The organism is Pseudomonas marginalis (assembly GCF_001645105.1).
Taxonomy (GTDB): domain Bacteria; phylum Pseudomonadota; class Gammaproteobacteria; order Pseudomonadales; family Pseudomonadaceae; genus Aquipseudomonas; species Aquipseudomonas petroselini.
Map to the genome: position 1 here is coordinate 445 of NZ_LKEG01000035.1, position 16,965 is coordinate 17,409.

Annotated in this window: 16 protein-coding genes and 2 pseudogenes; 9 read left to right on the top strand and 9 right to left on the bottom strand. The window is 51.9% G+C overall.

What is annotated here, in order from left to right; all coding sequences use genetic code 11:
• Window positions 1–239: 239 nt before the first annotated feature.
• Entirely contained in the window at window positions 240–737 is a 498-nt protein-coding gene (locus tag AO064_RS10970) for a hypothetical protein (protein ID WP_064053280.1), read from the bottom strand.
• 454 nt (window positions 738–1,191) lie between these two features.
• Between AO064_RS10970 and AO064_RS32035 the strand changes: the two are divergent.
• Together AO064_RS32035 and AO064_RS32040 are read left to right on the top strand one after the other, a co-directional pair.
• Window positions 1,192–1,962 (top strand): annotated as a pseudogene (locus AO064_RS32035) (MCP four helix bundle domain-containing protein); the annotation flags it as partial.
• Window positions 1,963–2,091: 129 nt separating this feature from the next.
• Window positions 2,092–2,820, top strand: a complete 729-nt coding sequence (locus AO064_RS32040; RefSeq protein WP_482211633.1) for a methyl-accepting chemotaxis protein — start codon at window positions 2,092–2,094, stop codon at window positions 2,818–2,820.
• A gap of 200 nt (window positions 2,821–3,020) precedes the next feature.
• On the opposite strand, the gene AO064_RS10980 is transcribed toward AO064_RS32040, so the two are convergent.
• On the bottom strand, window positions 3,021–3,320 hold the full coding sequence (locus AO064_RS10980; RefSeq protein WP_064053282.1) for a hypothetical protein: 300 nt from the start codon (window positions 3,318–3,320) through the stop codon (window positions 3,021–3,023).
• Window positions 3,321–4,023: 703 nt separating this feature from the next.
• Between AO064_RS10980 and AO064_RS10985 the strand changes: the two genes are divergently transcribed.
• The 3 genes from AO064_RS10985 to AO064_RS30185 all read left to right on the top strand — a co-directional run bounded on the left by AO064_RS10985 (window position 4,024) and on the right by AO064_RS30185 (window position 7,371).
• Entirely contained in the window at window positions 4,024–5,940 is a 1,917-nt protein-coding gene (locus AO064_RS10985) for a methyl-accepting chemotaxis protein (protein WP_064053366.1), read from the top strand.
• 207 nt (window positions 5,941–6,147) lie between these two features.
• Window positions 6,148–7,011, top strand: coding sequence for an alpha/beta fold hydrolase (locus AO064_RS10990; protein ID WP_064053283.1), 864 nt, complete (start codon window positions 6,148–6,150; stop codon window positions 7,009–7,011).
• A gap of 114 nt (window positions 7,012–7,125) precedes the next feature.
• On the top strand, window positions 7,126–7,371 hold the full coding sequence (locus tag AO064_RS30185) for a LysR substrate-binding domain-containing protein (RefSeq protein ID WP_346265922.1): 246 nt from the start codon (window positions 7,126–7,128) through the stop codon (window positions 7,369–7,371).
• A 146-nt stretch (window positions 7,372–7,517) separates the two neighbouring features.
• Here the strand turns inward: AO064_RS30185 and AO064_RS10995 are convergent, their stop codons facing one another.
• The 4 genes from AO064_RS10995 to AO064_RS11010 all read right to left on the bottom strand — a co-directional run bounded on the left by AO064_RS10995 (window position 7,518) and on the right by AO064_RS11010 (window position 10,683).
• Complete coding sequence (locus AO064_RS10995; protein WP_064053284.1) at window positions 7,518–7,802, bottom strand: hypothetical protein; 285 nt, start codon at window positions 7,800–7,802, stop codon at window positions 7,518–7,520.
• 371 nt (window positions 7,803–8,173) lie between these two features.
• A complete protein-coding gene (locus tag AO064_RS11000; protein ID WP_064053285.1) occupies window positions 8,174–8,443 on the bottom strand; it encodes a DUF6555 family protein in 270 nt (89 codons plus the stop codon).
• 541 nt (window positions 8,444–8,984) lie between these two features.
• The gene (umuC, locus tag AO064_RS11005) at window positions 8,985–10,265 is read right to left on the bottom strand and encodes a translesion error-prone DNA polymerase V subunit UmuC (RefSeq protein WP_064053286.1); all 1,281 of its coding nucleotides are present in this window, start codon (window positions 10,263–10,265) and stop codon (window positions 8,985–8,987) included.
• A complete protein-coding gene (locus AO064_RS11010; RefSeq protein ID WP_064053287.1) occupies window positions 10,252–10,683 on the bottom strand; it encodes a LexA family protein in 432 nt (143 codons plus the stop codon). Before AO064_RS11010 ends, umuC begins: the two co-directional genes overlap by 14 nt.
• A gap of 99 nt (window positions 10,684–10,782) precedes the next feature.
• Between AO064_RS11010 and AO064_RS11015 the strand changes: the two genes are divergently transcribed.
• Window positions 10,783–11,493, top strand: coding sequence for an SOS response-associated peptidase family protein (locus AO064_RS11015; protein WP_064053288.1), 711 nt, complete (start codon window positions 10,783–10,785; stop codon window positions 11,491–11,493).
• Between the two features lie 888 nt (window positions 11,494–12,381).
• On the opposite strand, the gene AO064_RS11025 is transcribed toward AO064_RS11015, so the two are convergent.
• Together AO064_RS11025 and AO064_RS11030 are read right to left on the bottom strand one after the other, a co-directional pair.
• Window positions 12,382–12,717, bottom strand: coding sequence for a hypothetical protein (locus AO064_RS11025; RefSeq protein ID WP_056859372.1), 336 nt, complete (start codon window positions 12,715–12,717; stop codon window positions 12,382–12,384).
• Between the two features lie 170 nt (window positions 12,718–12,887).
• Entirely contained in the window at window positions 12,888–13,382 is a 495-nt protein-coding gene (locus tag AO064_RS11030) for a hypothetical protein (protein ID WP_064053290.1), read from the bottom strand.
• 267 nt (window positions 13,383–13,649) lie between these two features.
• On the opposite strand from AO064_RS11030, the gene AO064_RS11035 reads away from it, so the two are divergent.
• The 3 genes from AO064_RS11035 to AO064_RS11045 all read left to right on the top strand — a co-directional run bounded on the left by AO064_RS11035 (window position 13,650) and on the right by AO064_RS11045 (window position 15,377).
• The gene (locus AO064_RS11035) at window positions 13,650–14,066 is read left to right on the top strand and encodes a hypothetical protein (protein ID WP_064053291.1); all 417 of its coding nucleotides are present in this window, start codon (window positions 13,650–13,652) and stop codon (window positions 14,064–14,066) included.
• A 204-nt stretch (window positions 14,067–14,270) separates the two neighbouring features.
• On the top strand, window positions 14,271–14,555 hold the full coding sequence (locus AO064_RS11040; protein WP_003191463.1) for a hypothetical protein: 285 nt from the start codon (window positions 14,271–14,273) through the stop codon (window positions 14,553–14,555).
• A 201-nt stretch (window positions 14,556–14,756) separates the two neighbouring features.
• Window positions 14,757–15,377, top strand: coding sequence for a hypothetical protein (locus AO064_RS11045; RefSeq protein WP_003191462.1), 621 nt, complete (start codon window positions 14,757–14,759; stop codon window positions 15,375–15,377).
• Window positions 15,378–15,706: 329 nt separating this feature from the next.
• Here the strand turns inward: AO064_RS11045 and AO064_RS11050 are convergent.
• Window positions 15,707–16,611, bottom strand: a pseudogene (locus AO064_RS11050) (serine hydrolase domain-containing protein).
• Between the last annotated feature and the right edge of the window lie 354 nt (window positions 16,612–16,965).

Below are 16,965 nucleotides of genomic sequence, written 5' to 3' on the forward strand. Positions count from 1 at the left end.
ACCGCCAAGTGCGACNNNGCACATCCCCATAACTACGATGAGCTTTTTCATATCCTTCCTTGATCTTAGAAAGCTCCAAATCTAGCTGGCATCTTGGCCAAAAGCCATCAACATCTCGAAGCATCCTTCAAGCCTGACCTTTGTACCTACTACAGCAGGCGCTAAAAAGGCGGGGGCGGCGCCGACGTTCCATAGCCGTTAGTTTGGGCCCATTAAGAAGACGGTGAACTCTCGCAGCTTTACTCAGACTGCATTCTCCTGTCCCAGCCAAAGGTGTCAGCGCAGGGTGCCAACCAGTGCTGGATTTTTGCATTGCGCGCCAGCTCGTTGGGCTTCAGCAAGCGTGCGCCAAAATCGACGTGGCGGAGGAATCGGATCTCTAGGCACTCTTCCAACTGCCCTACCAGGAGCGGAAAGTCCGTAAGTTTCTGAATGCGAGGCCACCTGACTAGCTTACGGTAGCGTAGCTGCTGAGACTCAATACGCAGATCATCATTCGGGCGCCACTGGACATTAAATAGGTTGTCATGACGTGACAGATCGACCCGCCAATTACCATTGGATGGAATACACAGATCGAGCTTAAGGCTGTCAGGTCGCAATTTGTTGCGCTTGAAAAACCAATGCTCAGGTGGTTCGGTCATCAGATCTATAGAGCAGACGCTGTATGACACCTCAGCTATATCGAATCGAGAGAACCATTTGGCGATTTCTGGGCAGACCGGATGATCGAACACAATGACCTCTTACTGAGTGGTTGTCGGAAAGCAGGGTACCTTACTAGCTAGCGCGCCTAGGGTCATTTTACGCTGCCCTGACATGAATGATCGAAACGATAAGAAATTTTCCTGGTTTTGCCACACTTACCCGCAATTGGCGTGATGTTCGTTTTAACGTTAGCAAGTACGTACAGATAGAGGCTAAAGCGTCTTAAAGTTAGCTTATAGCTTATAGCTTATAGCTGATGCGGAAGGGCTTCGTATGAATTACACCGCTTATTTCCTTAAATCCACTGCACATTACATCAGCTTGAATCGTTGGGCTTAACATAGCATCGGAAATATCTGGAAACATAATGGTTAGGCGCGGATCGCTCGGCTGTGCGGGTTGTGCTGCTTTACTCGATGAACGGCTCTTAAGTCAACGACGTTCCTGACGACAAAGCTGATAATTCAGGATGAGGCTTTTTATATGATATTGCGTAAACTCAGTTTAGCTCCACGCTCTGCTCTGTGCTTTGGTTTTTTCTGCATCATGATTATTGCGTTAGGTGTCATAGCTCTTAAGCAGACGTCAAGCTTGAAAGACTCTGAAAGCTTCGTTGAAACCAACGTCGTTCCCAGCATATCAACACTTGGGGTGATTGACAGGGAGTTCGTTAGCATCAGAGGCAGCAACGCACGGCTGCGTAATCCTGTTGAGCCCGAAGCCCGCAAGACGCAGGCTTTAGAGGAGTTGAGGAGAGCTAGACTCAATATCCAGAATTCGCTTTCTAACTTGCAACCTCTGATCGTGACCCCTATGGGTAAGCAGAAGATCTCTGAGCTTTCAAAAAGCCTTGCTGACTATCAGGTAGTTCAAGATAAATACTTATCTCTCGTTTCTGTGGGCAATTTAGATGATGCAATTAAGCTCTCCAGTGAGGCGATGAAGCAAGCTGCTGATGTCGTTGAAAGTGATATCAAAGAAATGATCAGTGTTAATAATGACAAGGCCAAGCGTGCCGGGGAAGACGCAAGCCGAATTTATGAGGAAGCTAAAATTACGGTGGGTGGTTTTATATTAGTTAGCACCCTTGCTGCTATTGTCCTAGCTCTCATGTATACCCGAAGTATCACTAGCCCGATTAACCAGTCACTAGCCGTTGCGGAGCGCATTGCCAACAGCGATCTCACCGGGGTAATTGAGTCTCAAGGGCATGATGAAGTCGCTAGGCTCATGCGGGCTCTAAGCGCGATGCAGCATGGTCTGCGAAACACCCTATCGTTGATATCGGATTCTTCCAACCAGTTGGCGTCGACGTCTGAAGAAATGCATGCTGTTACGGAAGATGCAAATAAAGGCATGTTGCGTCAAAACAACGAAGTCGAAATGGCTGCGACTGCGGTCACTGAGATGAGTGCAGCTGTAGAAGAAGTCGCTCGAAACGCGTCGCAAGCCTCCGAAGCTGCCAATCGTTCGAATTCCGCCGCCTTGGCTGGGCGCGCACGGGTTGATGAGACTGTCCAGGCTATCAGCCTGATGGTGGCGAATGTTGAAAGCGCATCTCAGGAGGTACAAGGGCTTGCCGTAATGGCCACTGATATCAGTAAGGTCTTGGATGTGATACGTGCTATCGCCGATCAGACGAATCTTCTCGCGTTGAATGCGGCTATCGAAGCTGCTCGTGCCGGTGAGGCTGGACGAGGTTTTGCAGTAGTCGCTGATGAGGTTAGAGCTTTGGCTCATCGCACGCAGCAGTCGACCAGTGAAATTGAGCAGATGATCAGCTCAATACAAAAGGGTACGGGATCCGCAGTATCTGCAATGACTCACACGAACACCCAGGCCCAGGAAACTCTATACACTGCTCAGGGGGCTGGTTCCGCTTTGGTAGAGATTACCGAATCCATCGACAATATTACTGAGCGCAACGTACTGATTGCGACCGCATCGGAACAGCAGGCTCAGGTTGCAAGGGAGGTAGATCGCAGCTTGGTGAGTATCCGTGACCTTTCAAGTCAAGCGGCAGAAGGATCGAGCCAGACGGCTATCGCGACGTCCGAGCTCACGAAGTTAGCGGTTGAATTGAACAGGTTGGTCAAGCAATTTCAAATGTAGTGGCAACTCATAGGCTCGCTATGTTGAGTAGCAAACTATAATTCCTGACGAGTGTTTTTGCCGATTGCCGCCTCCCGCACAGGGCCACAATCGGCCAGAACCAGCTTTGGCTGATTATGTGCCTCAACATCACTCACCGAACCGTGAGCCTGACTCACGCTATTTCTTGTGACTACCAACCGAGATGCATGCTGAAGTAATCAGAGCTCTGGGCCACTGAATTCTCCTGCTGCGATACATTCTAGAAAAACTCTTTGTTCTGGTTTAAGAAGTTTGCGCGGCGTATAGCCATGTTCATCAGGCTCTCTTAGCCAGTTCATCAAAGCTCGACTCGCAGATTCCTTGAGCGCTCGACGCTCTGCGTCAGTGAAATTATGTTCCATCTCGTGAGACATAGACTCAATTTCCTTCATTACCCAGTCTTCGTCCAATCCTAAATCATCACTTGAAAAATGCAGTGTCCAAAGGTAGTTCAAAGCTATATCAGCGAGGTTATTCATAAATGTTCCTAATGATCTATTCAGTAAGCAGCTTTACTCAAGAGCTAGGCTAACAAATTAAGCAGCCGTATAGGTAGCCTCGCTGAATCGACAATTGCGAAAAAAGGGCCAGTAGGTCGCCAGATGCATACGGAACGTATCGTTTGGAGAGGTTGACGGCTCCTCTCCAAAACTTTTGTCATACAGTAAGCTTTACCTTATTAATGCCGACCGGCCTTTACTGTTGGCCGACCTCTGCCAGATGCGCACGGTTCCAGGGGGTCGAATTTTGCCGGTCGCGAGATGGAAGAGTACGAACCGGCGATTACGAAGTCTATTACAAGCGTTCGAATTATTCATATCAGGGCTCAGATATAGAGTTTTGATCTGGATAATAGATAAAAATTAAAAATCTTCAACTAATCCTTTTCTCGAATGCGCTCACTAAGCTTTGGGTGTCTGGCTAAAAGTTTCAAAAGTCTCAAAAAATAAACCACTTCGTAAAATAAAATAAATTTAGGAATGTTCTGTAAAGTTTACTCGCGCGCAGTCGATAAGTAACCGACGGAGAATCACGCCAGGCTATGACAGCCGACTAAAATCTCTGGCCATCAAGCGTCGAATTTCGAGAACGTGCGCCTAGGTATCTACACAACGTTTTAAATTTATGAGGCCTGCCGTGCTGAAAAATGCCCCTTTGAGCGCAAAATTATTACTGATCTTGATGTTTCCCCTTCTAGGCTTCCTGGCCTTCGCGGGTATATACGTCGAAGACAAACGCGAAACACTTATCGAAATGAACCGAGCTGTGAACGCCACCAGTGCGGCTAGGAAACTGAGCGATGTGGTCACTACCGTCCAGCGTGAGCGCGGTGCCAGCGGCGTTTTTCTGGGTAGTAATGGCAAAACCATGCAGGACAAGCTGCACAGCCTGCGTACGGAGACCGATCAGGCGGTGAACGCTATGCGCGGCCAGTCGCTCGATGGTCTGCCTGCAACGGATAAGATGATACGAGCACTGAATGACCTCGGCGACCTGCGGCGCAATGTGGATGCGCTGTCCATCAACAACGTCGAGTCCGGTGTCCGGTTCACCGACCTGATCAAAAAGTTGATCGGTTTCTCCTACACGCTAGAAACCAGTATCGAAGACCCAGAAATCCTGCGGGCGTTGAGTTCGCTTAACCAATTCGCGGACATGAAGGAGCGCGCCGGACGGGAGCGTGTGCTGCTTGGGCTGGCATTCAACCAGAATCGCTTCGATGCGCCATTGCTGTCACGCTTCAGTCGCAATATGGGTGAGTTCTCGGGCTATTTCGAAGCCTTCCAACGCTGGGCGCCTGCAGTTTACAAAGAAAAGCTCGATTCGGTTTTGCTACAGCCAGCTTCGGTCGAGGTAGCGGCTCTTCAGAAACTCGGTTTTGACACGCCTCTTGGCGAGCCGTTGAACGTCAAGCCTGAAGACTGGTTCAACCTGTCGACCGCTCGTATCGACATGATGGCCAAGGTCGAGGCAGAGCTGGGTCAAGCGGTGGTGGGGCTCTCGGACATTCAGCGCAACGACGCAGAGCGCAGCCTATACGTGGCAAGCGCCACCGTGGTGTTGATGCTGATTGCTGTGCTGTGGCTGGCGTGGGCGATCATTCGGAACATCCACATAGCAGTCGTGGACGTGAACAGAACACTGGTTTCGCTGGCCACACGTGACATGACGGCTCGCACCCATTACACAGGCAAGGATGAGTTTGGCGAAATTGCACGTAATCTGGACAACATGGCCCTTCAGATCAGCGAGGTGATCAGCGGGATCGGCAGCGCTACGGAACAGGTCGCTACAGTCGCTAAGCAGTCTTCAGCGGTGGCGCTACAAACCAGCAACAATGTGGCTCAGCAGCGCCAAGGCACCGACCAGGTGGCCACAGCCATTAGCGAAATGAGTTCCACTATTAAGGATGTTGCGCGCAGCACCACGGACGCGGCTGAAATGTCGCAGCGGGTTAACGCTAGCATGGTGAAGGGCAAGACGGAGATCGAAAACACCATCGGCCTGATCAAGATGCTGGAAGTTCAGGCCGAGCAAACTGCGAAGATCATTCACGAACTCAAGGGCGAAAGCGACTCCATCTCGTCGGTACTGGATGTGATTCGTGGGGTTGCTGAGCAGACTAACTTGCTGGCATTGAACGCTGCTATTGAAGCTGCTCGTGCGGGCGAGCAGGGCCGAGGCTTCGCGGTGGTCGCCGACGAGGTGCGCAATCTGGCGCAGAAGACGCAGGATTCCACGGTCAGCATTCAGAGCATGATCAACAACCTGCAATCCGGCTCCGAGCGAGCTGCGTCTTCTATGCAGGAAACCTTGGGCAAGGCACAAGAAGGGACGAGGAACATTGTGCGCGCAGGTGAGTTGCTCGAAGAAATCACCGATGGTATGGCCAACATCAACGATAGCAATATCCAGGTAGCATCGGCTGCAGAACAGCAGAGTCAGGTGGCCGAAGAGATTCATCGAAACGTTAACGACATCAACATGCTGGTGATTCAGGTGAGCGCGGGTGCAGAACAGACTGCTTCAACGAGTCGAGAACTGGCACGCCTGGCAGAGCAGCAGCAGGGACTGGTTCAGCAGTTCAAAGTCAATTGAAGTATGTGGATGGCAAAAGGTTTTCAGACAACGTCGCGAACGCCTCCTTGCCATCCCGTTAATGGCTTGAGCAAGCACGCCCTGAACGCTGCATCCGTTTCTCGCCGTTTTCTGGCTAGTGCGGAAGGCATGAAACGACCCTGAGCGGATTATCCCCAACTTCTGCTCTAAGATGTGAGCATTTCCAGCCATCATTAGGACGTGCCGATGTTCGAGGGCTTCCAGCTTGAAATGGTCGAGTTGCCTGAGGCAACCTTACGCGTCCGTTACGGCGGCTCAGGCCCGCCTTTATTGCTGCTTCATGGGCATCCTCGTACCCACACGACATGGCACGCGGTTGCACCACTGCTTGCCAACTATTTCACAGTGGTGTGCCCCGATTTAAGAGGCTTCGGCAAGTCCAGCAAGCCAGTGAGTCCTCACGATTACGAGGCTTTTTCAAAGAGAGCGAAGGCACGTGACTGCGTGGCGCTTATAGAGCGCCTTGGGTTCGACAAGTTTTACATTGCAGGCCATGACCGTGGCAGCTACGCCGCTTTTCGCGCAGCGCTCGACTTCCCGTCCAAAATTCTGAAAGTCGCCGTACTTGATGGTGTGCCCATTCTAGAAGCGCTTGAACGGTGTGATGCGAAGTTCGCATCCAAATGGTGGCACTGGTTTTTCTACGCTCAGCCCGACAAACCAGAGCGAGCGATTTGTCCTGACCCCGCAAGTTGGTACCAGGGGAGCGCAGATTCTATGGGGAAGGAAAATTATCAAGATTTTTACGCCGCGATCCACGATCCAGGAACCGTTATCGGAATGCTTGGTGATTATCGTGCAGGGATCGCTGTTGATCACCTGCATGACCGGGAAGATCGTGAGGCGGGCCGCAAAATTCAGTGCCCCCTCCACGTCATATGGTCGTTGAGGGATGACTTGGTAGACCTTTATGGGGACGTTCTTGCCGTGTGGCAACCTTGGGCCGAACTAACTGTCACTGGTGCAGGAATTGATTGTGGACATCACATGGCGGAGGAGGCACCTATCGAACTGGCAGAAGCTCTTAAGATGTTCTTCGTTGAGATATGAATCTAGGCTGTTGATGTCCGCTTCTGTTCAACGCCGCGTTTATACCGCCGACAAACCCCAGATGCGTCTCAGTGCTATGCCCTGAAGACCGGTATCTTCCTGAACAACCCAGCGTTGGGTGCGCGCTTCGATTTGCAGACGATGTTGATTGAAGCCGCACTGGCAGGCCTAGGTGTTGCACTCGTACCGCGCATCTATGTTGAAGCAGAGTTGTCGCAATGCAGATTGGTTGCGCCGTGGCCACAGAAAGAGAATGTCCCCAAAACCTTTTGCCTTGTGCTACCCCAAAGTCTTGAGCTTAGCCAAGCCCCAACTCAGGCATTTGCGCGCTGGTTGTTGACGGCGGCGCATGTGAAGTAGGGGTATGTGCAGGCGTCAGTACCGGGTTGCCGGCAAGATGAGTGTTGATCCCGCAGTGACGGTGCGATTAGTGACTAGGTACCACGGCCTCGTATGACAAACCCATACCAAGGCAGGACGTGATTTTTTCGCATGCATCAAACGCATCAGTCATCTTGACTATTTTCGCGGTCATCACGCTCTGGCTTGGCTGAAGTCTCGACTTTCTTCAGGTGCTCCTTCGCAATCTCCCAAGCGCGATGAGCCTCCTCATACTTCGCGTTGGCTGCATCCTTAGCCAACTGAAACCGCTTCACGGTCTCCACGGAGGTTGGCCTATCGTTTAGAACATTGTAGGCAATTTCATTAAGACGATCAGCCTCTGCAAACAGCCTGTTGCTGACGGCTGTCTCGCTTCTCCATTCGTTTTTAGATATAGATTTGCATTTCATAATTTACCCATTGAAATATACCGATTAGAGTTCAGCCGTGTACTTATCTATTCAATGTGGGTCATTTAAAAGAAAAATCAAATGTTGCGCGCCGTGTGCTGTAGTGGCAATTTGGGCTCAGTTGCTAGATTTTGCTTAAGTTTAACCACTTAATGCTCGCAACGTCTCCGTACATCTTGAATACCATCACTGAAAATTATTTTAAATGAATTAGATTGCAGTTATCATATTATTTGCTGTACAAATCATTGCAACCTGTACACGTATAACCCGATGCGCTAAGTCGCCGCGAGTGTATCGTCCGACGGTCATAGGCGATGCCGTGAGCGTTCACTTAAAATCGTATACAACGCGGATATATTGCCAGCGCGTCACTCAGGCAGCGGAGGTGTGTACGGCTTCGGTATATATGGTACCGCGCCTGATGGACGCCATTTTACGTTCGCAAGCCCATAACGCTCGGCAAGCGGCTTGCTTATGCGCTTGAGCCTGTCATTACGTGACCTAGGGATGATGCCTATGCCTGCATCACAGCACGCCCAGTGCCATGCCTCGGCATTATTCATCACCTCGCTTCTTATGATGAAAGATTTGGACTCGTAGTGCAGCTCATACTCAATGACATATAGAGAATTGGTCATGTTTAGCTCCTCCTGATTTTTTGTTGGTAGTTCAGAAAGAAGGTTCAGATTTTTTTCCTATACAGATTCATTCGCAATGTACAACTTTTCAGTCATTACTTATTGAGACCGCTGGTCGACATCGTTCAAAAGAAAATAAACCCGAGATGGGGTTAGCGTCTCATCACTAATGAGTCTGTTCATTCATGCAGTCTCTCAGTAAAACTCCTGTTTGCCCGCACTCAGTGCGGGCTTTTTTAATGTGGGCGGCATATGGATAATGAGCCTCAGGTGAACGGCGGAAGTACCTCCTACGCCTGTCATCACTCGTATATACGCAAAGGTTACTATCTTGGCTTAAGCCCGGACGTCTACATTTGCGTCTCTTGTGGAGAGCAGCGTAAGCCTGAGCACTGGGAGGATTTCGAGACTCGGCGCACTCCGCCAGCTGGATTGTTCAATAAGGCTGTTCGCCGCTAGCCACTATGAAGTCTCTTTGAGCGTTTGTTGACCGCAAACACGCGATCATGATGATCCCTATCACAAAGAGCGCTTATACCCGCTACCTAGCCTTTACCGTCCACAACTGATCAAGCTTTGTTGTATAACAATGGCTTAACAGGTCTCGGCGCATTGCCCAATCCGGCGCCGCAGGCACACTTGCTAGGCGAAGAACGCCCTTTCCCCAACGGCCATTGATCTCGTCCAGGACGGCCATCACCCTGTCCGCTATTACAGGCTGGGATTGCGCGAACAGATCATAGGTGAACTCCCCAGGTTGTCGCAGATCCATCAGTAGAACCTCGGCCTTGCTGTACTTGAAACCAGGTCTAAACAGACGATTCACAGCTTCGGTGGCAGCCTTGGTCATGAGCCGCACGTCGTTTGTTGGATAGGGAAGTTCGACAAGTGCGCCGTTCGCGTACTTCGCTTCTTGGGAATTGAACATCCCGGTTCTGATGCTCACGCGGATTTTCTTGCACAGCGAGTTTTGTGCCCTGAGCTTTTCCGCAGCGCGTTGCGCGTAGGTAGCGACAGCTTCCTTGATTGGCTCAATTTCGGTGAGCCGCGTGCCGAACATCCTGCTACAGCAAATCTCCTGCTTGGGTGGCTCGGCCACACCGAGTTTGAGGCATGGAGTACCGGCGAGCTCGCGTGCCGTCTTTTCGACAACAACGCTGAATTTCTGACCAAGCATCGTCGGGTCGGCTTTCGCTAAATCCATGGCAGTTCTGATACTCATCGCTTCCAGGTGCTCTTTCATCCTCCTGCCGACGCCCCATACTTCGCCGACATTAGTGTTGCGCAATGTCCAATCGCGTTTGAACGGGTCGCAAAGATCGACTACGCCGCCGGTGATATCCAAAAGGCGCTTGGCTGTGTGATTGGCAAGCTTGGCCAACGTCTTGGTGTGGGCAATTCCTACCCCTACCGGAATGCCTGTACGCTTTAGGAGGGTGGAGCGGATATGTCTTCCAAAAGTAGACAGATCACCTGGGACACCACTGAGATCCGCAAACGCCTCATCGATGCTGTAAACCTCAAGCGCCGGCACCATTGATTCAATGATCGTCATTACTCGTTCGCTCATGTCGCCGTAGAGCGCGTAATTGCTGCTAAACGCGACGATCCCGTGCCGACGCAGATGATCTTTGATTTGGAAGTATGGCTGGCCCATTTTTACGAATGGCTTGGCGTCATAGCTGCGCGCGATCACGCAACCGTCGTTGTTCGAAAGCACCACGATGGGTGTCTTGGCCAGGTCAGGTCTGAAAACGCGCTCGCAGCTCGCGTAGAAGCTGTTGCAGTCAATTAGGGCGAAGACAGGCTTAGGTATTGTCATGATCGCGTACGCTATATTTCACAACTCCCCAAATCACAAGTTCATCACCCTCCATAACATGCCGCGCAGGATACTTTGGGTTCTCCGATAGGAGGATCACAGCGTTGTCGCGCAAATGAAGGCGTTTGCAGAACGGCTCCGCGTTAAGAGCTGCAATGACGATATCTCCGCTGACCGGTTCTATGCTTCGATCAACCACCACCAGATCCCCGGAATAAATACCTGCGCCCTGCATACTGTCCCCGTCGATCCTTACCAGATACACGTGAGGGGCTCGAATATCGAACAGCTCATCAAGGGAAATGTGCTTTTCAATATGGTCAGCAGCTGGCGATGGGAAGCCTGCAGGCACCCTAGATGAATAGAGGGGCAGCTTTATACCGCCAGTAGCGATGGGGCCGAGGAGAATGACGCTCATGATGCAAGCCTTAGAGTGGTGGACTGTACGTGCATACAGTTAACGATTTGCTTCGCGTGTGGTCAATCTCATAGGCACGACAATTCGACGGGTGACAGCATGTGCGGACGCTACTCGATCTACGAATCAATGGATCACTACCTCAAGGAGCTTGCGCCAGAGCAGCTTGTGATCAACGGCTACGATCTTTGGCCAGTGGAGCGATACAACGTTGCACCCTCGACCCGCGTGGAAATTATTCGCTCCTTAGACGAAAAGCTGAGCATTGATAAAGTTAAGTGGGGATGGTCGCCATTTTGGGCGAAAGGGAAGCGTCCTGATCCGATAAACGCCAGGGTTGAAACAGTCATGAGCGGGAAATTCTTCAGTCAGCTCTGGCCAAACGGTCGCGTGCTTGCACCTGCAAACGGGTGGTTTGAGTGGGTCAAAGATCCGGCTGATCCGAGGAAAAAGCAGCCTTACTTCATAACCCTGAAGGAGCAGGCTCCGATGTTCTTCGCTGGGTTAGCTGAGGTTCACCAAGGCCTGGAGCCAGACCCTAGCGACGGCTTCGTCATCATCACCGCCGCCAGCGATCAAGGGATGGTAGATATTCATGATCGGAAACCGCTGGTTTTCGCCCCGGAGCACGCGCGGGAATGGATCGCCTCAGATACTTCACCTGAACGCGCGCGTGAAATCGCGATGGAACACTGCCGGCCTGCTACCGATTTTCATTGGTATAAGGTAAGCAAGGCTGTGGGTAGTGTTCGTAATCAGGGCCCAGAATTGGTTAAGCCGCTCTCAGGGGCGTCAGACGTCGATGAATGATCAACCTGAGTCGTACATCCCGTTGGCTGTAGATGTTGATGGACGGCAACTGGAGCGTTGTCCTGCCTGTCCATGAGTAGTTCCCGTCAGCTTTCATCAAGAACGGACATCGCTTAGATCAATCACCAGTTTTGACACCCGGCATACCTGAGACCGCCCAGGCAGCGGCTGGTACTGTAGGAGTCATATGGTGGGATTATTCGCCCCGAAGAGTTGGACACCATTCGGGTGGCATGGCATAAATTAAGGACAAAATATGTTCAGCAAATCTCAGGTCATTACCATCCCAGTCCTGATCTCATCGGTACTTTTACTCACCGGCTGCCCCCCATCACCGGAATTCACCCGATGGGAACGCACTTCGACCTCTGTAGATGGTGTAAGAGCCGCAATGGCAGAATGTGGCGACCCTGTGGCAGGGCCACAAAACCATTTCCCAATAAACGAACAGATAATTCACTTTCAATGTATGCAGCGCCTCGGTTTCACCCGCAAGGACGGCTTTGAATACTGTGAAATAATGGAGAATATTCCAGCCTGCGTCGAAAAAAGGCAGGGTCGTCCGCTCAGTTTGTCGCAGCTCGAAGCGTTTCCGTTTGTAGAAGATGAAGCATTTCATCCAATCAAGCCTAATTCTGGTCGGGATGAACGTATGCAGGTCTCATGGCGTAAAGCGGGAGCATCACGCCATTTCGAATTCGANAGAAGTGCAACGCTGCATGATTGATCATGGCTTTGAGCCCAAAAATAAAATTATGCTTGTTTGCCACACTTACCCACAAGTGACGGGCTGTTCGTCGACAACGCCACCGAGTGGATGCAGATAGAGAGCAGAGCCAAGGGGGGCGCTCGTTAGAGATAGAGAGCTCATCGGCCCAGTTGCGTCGTCTACATCGATTTAACCGATACGACATCCACGTACTTGTACTTCTTCCTAGCAGCCTTCACAGCCTCTTGCTCAGCAAGCAACGAGCTCAACGTATCAGCCTCGTGAATCAATTCGATCATTTTCCCCTCAAACTCGTTTCCAACACGTAACGTGACCCTCAGCCTTGGCGTAAATGCTTTCGCCACGTTCTTCTTCACTTGGGGAGCTTCTGCTGGCTTTGTAGGTACCATTTCTGGCTCAGGCTCCTGTACTTGAGGCGCAGACACCTGGTCTTCGGGCTGAGGCGTACCGAATAGGGCACGACGCATTTCTTCTTCAGTTAATTCAGAGCTCATAGAACATCTCAAAGGGGGCGGTAATCAGCTCGACGAATTCTACTAGGATGGCTGCTCCAGCGTGTCCTCTGGAAGCATGTATACCCACTGTGAATTCGGGCTACGTGCTCGCAACATTTCAACGTGGTAGTGGGCCTGATAGCGATAAAAATGATGCAACGTAAGCTAGGCTATTGAGGGCTTAAGGGGGCATCGCAATGGTTGTCTGGCTTCGTCTTCGACAACTGAGTGAACTGCTCCAATGCGTTTTGGAAGGCCTCCAATGCGAAGCTTACCGGCTTGCTCTCGGCGATCCATTTTGTCGAGATTCCAACTTCCAGTTTGTCCGAAATACTTCGACCGAAGCGCAGCCAGTGTACGGTGTCAGCCTCGATTACCTGCTCAGCGACCAAGACGATACAGTCGAAATTCATGTCATCGCTACAGACCAGCAACGGCACGATTGTGGAGCTTCCATCCTCCGCCGGGATGATGCGACGGTTCGCAAGAGCGTCTTCGTCTTCGTCGATAAGCCAGATCAGAGAAAGACCAAGGCTTGCGACGTCTGACCATTCGAGATGAGTGGACAGCCATTGCTCAATTCCAATGCCGTCAATCATTAACCATGCGCAAGCGCTCCTGGCGAATCCAGGTCGGTAGTAAGCGGCGCTGATAACTTGATGCATCGCGAAGTCCTTCAATGCAGTGCGGCGGTGTCACAGAGAATGATGATACTCCAGTGATATCACCCTACGCGTCAGATCACTACTCTCGGACGCTTGAAGGGCAGCCTATATTGCACCTGGACGGACGGGCAGATTTCAACCTTGGTACAACGATGAGGACGAGGTCGGATTGTGAGCATCTTTTCCCGTCGGGCTTCCCTGACAAGCTGCTCCTCCGATTGTAATCAGTTACGATCCTGACGACTCATCAACAATCGAGATCGTGTCATGCAAGATGGCTGCTGGCCCTTCCATCTCTTCGGTGCCAATTTTGCCACTGAATCCGAGGCGAAGAAATTTGTGTTTGAGCAGTGGGAGCCAGAGCCCCCTGAAAGCGTAAGCGAAGCCGAGTACATTTCGTGGGAAGACCGCAATCCAACCTGGCGTCTAGCGGAGGAGCTGGGGTTCTCTATGGATTCAGATTTCGTTGAGCTTGCCGGCACCCCACAAGACGTCATAGCGCAAATCCGCAGTCAGTCCGAGAGAGTGTTGGTCAGCTCTAGGTTAGGAGAGTTCACGCATTTTATAATGGTGGGTTCGAATGCCATCTGGGGTGACCGTCGTTCGACTTCTACCCAAGTAGAGCCGCTGGTGCGCTTGCCGGAGAGCACTGCAACCATCACATATCTCGGCCTGTTCAACTGAGCTGACGGCCTCATAGGTTAGGCCCGTTTTTGACCAGGCGCAGGCACTGGACTAAGGCTAAAATTGTCCTCATTTGGGGCGGATGACGATTCAACCAGACGTGAAATTATGACCAGACAGCTTGTCTACCAACGAATACGAAATCGAATTGTCGAGCTACTTGAGTGGCTGATCGAGTGCGAGAATGAGCCACCTCGGTGTGGTATGAATGAGTTAATCAATTCATGGGAAGATTGGGTGCCAACTCCGTCGCCAAAAGGATACTTCGTCGATCAGGGGTTCACTCCAATGCAGAGCGTTTTTTTGGTAAATGTAAGCGCAGCCATCGAGGATTTTTGCGAAGCAACACCTGAACTCATAGAGAACGACGCTGCGGCAATTGCGCTCCCTCAATGGCGCCTTGTCATCGCTGCTGCCAAGCCGACGCTATCTGCGATGAAAGCGAGTACCAAAATGTCGGAGGAGAGTGACGACAGGCTCGAGCGTTGAGTTGCTGGCTCTTTAAGCAAGGTATTGCGTACGATTTTGCCAGGGTGCAGCAATCGGTCAGAAATAGGTAAGCGTCCAATCAAGTCATCTACCGATCCAGTTATCAGCACGAGGATGACTGCTTTTCGCCCATGCCGTAAGGTTCGCTACCAAAATCGCCACAGCCTTCCAGTGGTGGTAATACAGCAAGGAGAGCGAACAATGAACACCTTCAAATCATCAGTTCAAAACGTATCTGCGGCCATAGGCCTCATCGCAGCAGTGACAGTCGGCGGATGCGTCATGATCCCTTACGACACGCCGGAATCAAAAGCCCAAATCCAGCGCGATCTGAAAATTGCACCATCGGATATTCAAGCCGTATCGGAAACTAACTGGTGCTTGTTCCCATATGGAAGCGAAGGCAGCTGCAGGGCCACTCAAGGCCTGGGAGTGTTGACCAGCAAAGGCCTGATCCTCAGCCTCTACAACAACCACACCTACACTGAAACCGCACGCATCCTCCCAGAACAAGTGCAGTGCGTGAAGACAGTTGGTGGTCGCACTGGAGTCGAACCGTTCGTTGTATTCACCAAAGACCGAGCGATCATGCTCGCCGTCATTACGCCGGGTGGGCAAATGAATGTGCCTGTGAAAGTCAGTTTCTTTGATTATCTGACGAAGCCAGGGCAGCACGTCTTCACTGGGACGGATGGCGGATATGTGCGCAAGTCGGGTCGAAAGCAAACCGTAGGCGGAATGGTGTCAGGCACTGCCATCCCGTGGCATACAACACTCGACGTAACCGAGGTTTTTAACCCTTGCCCGCAGGTTACAGATTAACGAGGACTGGCGCGTTCCATCGCAAGCGGTGCGCGCATGCCGAAGCCCGTAGGTGTGAAGGATGAATGCCCGAAGGGCCGAGCCCCCCCGGCGGCTCGGCTCGCGAAAGCCGCCCTTGAAGAGGCTGGTTTCGAATGCCATCTGGGGCGACCGACGTTCGACCACTACCGATGTAGAGCCGCTGGTGCGCTTACCGGAGAGCACCGCAACCATGTCATATCTCGGTCTGTTCAACTCAATTTGACTGCTCGATAGGGCATGTCTGCGTTTGCATACGACTGCGCGCTTTCGACCCGAAGCGGTCATCCGGCGAACCATAAGGCCTCCGGCTAAAGGATTTTGATGCCGTCACCCCCCTGTCGCAAAACTTGCATCAGTTGCCCAACAACGAGGGCTTCAACGGCACCTTCACTGGCATCCGCCTCAAGAGCAGCGCAGCAAGCCGATGCGTCGCCGTCGCAGATGCGGTAGACAGCAATGACGCTGCCTGGCCCGCAGCCTGTGTGCCCGGATAGAGAATACCCACCGTCAATCGAACCGTGCATCAAGCCGAGGCCGTAGCCCGGGGTGACCCATGGGCGCCCGGGAATCGGGCCGCCTAGTGTTCGTGCTGTCTGCATTTCCTTGAGCAAGCCCGCGCAGAGGAGATCTGCGCAGAGAAGTCGATCCAGAAAGAGCGCTGCTTGCGAAATCGGGCCGATCAACAAGCCATGGTAAACCCATGCGGGGTCATAATTTGAGGCGCGTCCAAGAGGGGACGTTTGTAAGTCGGCTCGTGTTTTAGCAAAGCGAACGTTCGAGATGCCCAGAGGGGAAAGAGCACGTTGAATCACCGCATCATCAAGCGCCAGATCAGTCAGCCGTTCAATTAGCCTGCCGATGAGTAAATAGCCGACATTCGAGTAACGCCAGCCGGTTCCGCAGGTGTATCGAAGTCGAGTACCGTCAAGGCGCCGCATCATTTCATCTGCCGTCCATGCTGGCTCACCGTTAGTAACGGCGGTGTGATACTCCGCAAGTTCTCCGTAATCAGCCAAGCCGGCCTCGTGCCGCAGTAGCTGGCGTAACGTGAAAGGGTGATCGGGAATGGGGTCGTCCAATCCGATCAGTCCGTCACGCACCAACGATAGGGCCGTCGCAGCCAAGACCGTTTTCGTGAAATTCCACCAGGGGCGATCAGTTCCAATCGGTCTGGCGTTTGTGGCTGACCATTTGACAAGAGTGAAATGAGCATTGGCTTCCCTGGAATGTTGAGCGAATCGACAGCTCGACAAGATATCTCAATTACTCTTCTTCGCCGGGGTGACGTCAGCCGTTTGTGCTGTGCTGAACGACTGCTTCTGGCCGATTGCAGCCCTTCGCGACAGGCAGTTGTCGATCCCAAAGGCACACCGGAGCAGGTTATCTACCAGCTGTGTGTTTGGAGGTGTGTATTGTTGAATTTGCCGTTACCCTTCTGGGACATCACGCAATAAGGGCTATGCACATGAATGTCGGAATGGCTAATGCGATTGAGGCCGCAGAAAGCGAGTATTTGTGTGCCCGCGTCGAGAGTTTGTCTCGGATAAGTGGAAACCCTTTTGGTGCT

Coding starts and splice junctions, on each gene's coding strand:
- AO064_RS32040 (WP_482211633.1), top strand. CDS start 2,092: ATGGCTGCGACTGCGGTCACTGAGATGAGTGCAGCTGTAGAAGAAGTC.
- AO064_RS10980 (WP_064053282.1), bottom strand. CDS start 3,320: ATGAATAACCTCGCTGATATAGCTTTGAACTACCTTTGGACACTGCAT.
- AO064_RS10985 (WP_064053366.1), top strand. CDS start 4,024: ATGTTTCCCCTTCTAGGCTTCCTGGCCTTCGCGGGTATATACGTCGAA.
- AO064_RS10990 (WP_064053283.1), top strand. CDS start 6,148: ATGTTCGAGGGCTTCCAGCTTGAAATGGTCGAGTTGCCTGAGGCAACC.
- AO064_RS10995 (WP_064053284.1), bottom strand. CDS start 7,802: ATGAAATGCAAATCTATATCTAAAAACGAATGGAGAAGCGAGACAGCC.
- AO064_RS11000 (WP_064053285.1), bottom strand. CDS start 8,443: ATGACCAATTCTCTATATGTCATTGAGTATGAGCTGCACTACGAGTCC.
- umuC (WP_064053286.1), bottom strand. CDS start 10,265: ATGACAATACCTAAGCCTGTCTTCGCCCTAATTGACTGCAACAGCTTC.
- AO064_RS11010 (WP_064053287.1), bottom strand. CDS start 10,683: ATGAGCGTCATTCTCCTCGGCCCCATCGCTACTGGCGGTATAAAGCTG.
- AO064_RS11015 (WP_064053288.1), top strand. CDS start 10,783: ATGTGCGGACGCTACTCGATCTACGAATCAATGGATCACTACCTCAAG.
- AO064_RS11025 (WP_056859372.1), bottom strand. CDS start 12,717: ATGAGCTCTGAATTAACTGAAGAAGAAATGCGTCGTGCCCTATTCGGT.
- AO064_RS11030 (WP_064053290.1), bottom strand. CDS start 13,382: ATGCATCAAGTTATCAGCGCCGCTTACTACCGACCTGGATTCGCCAGG.
- AO064_RS11035 (WP_064053291.1), top strand. CDS start 13,650: ATGCAAGATGGCTGCTGGCCCTTCCATCTCTTCGGTGCCAATTTTGCC.
- AO064_RS11040 (WP_003191463.1), top strand. CDS start 14,271: ATGAATGAGTTAATCAATTCATGGGAAGATTGGGTGCCAACTCCGTCG.
- AO064_RS11045 (WP_003191462.1), top strand. CDS start 14,757: ATGAACACCTTCAAATCATCAGTTCAAAACGTATCTGCGGCCATAGGC.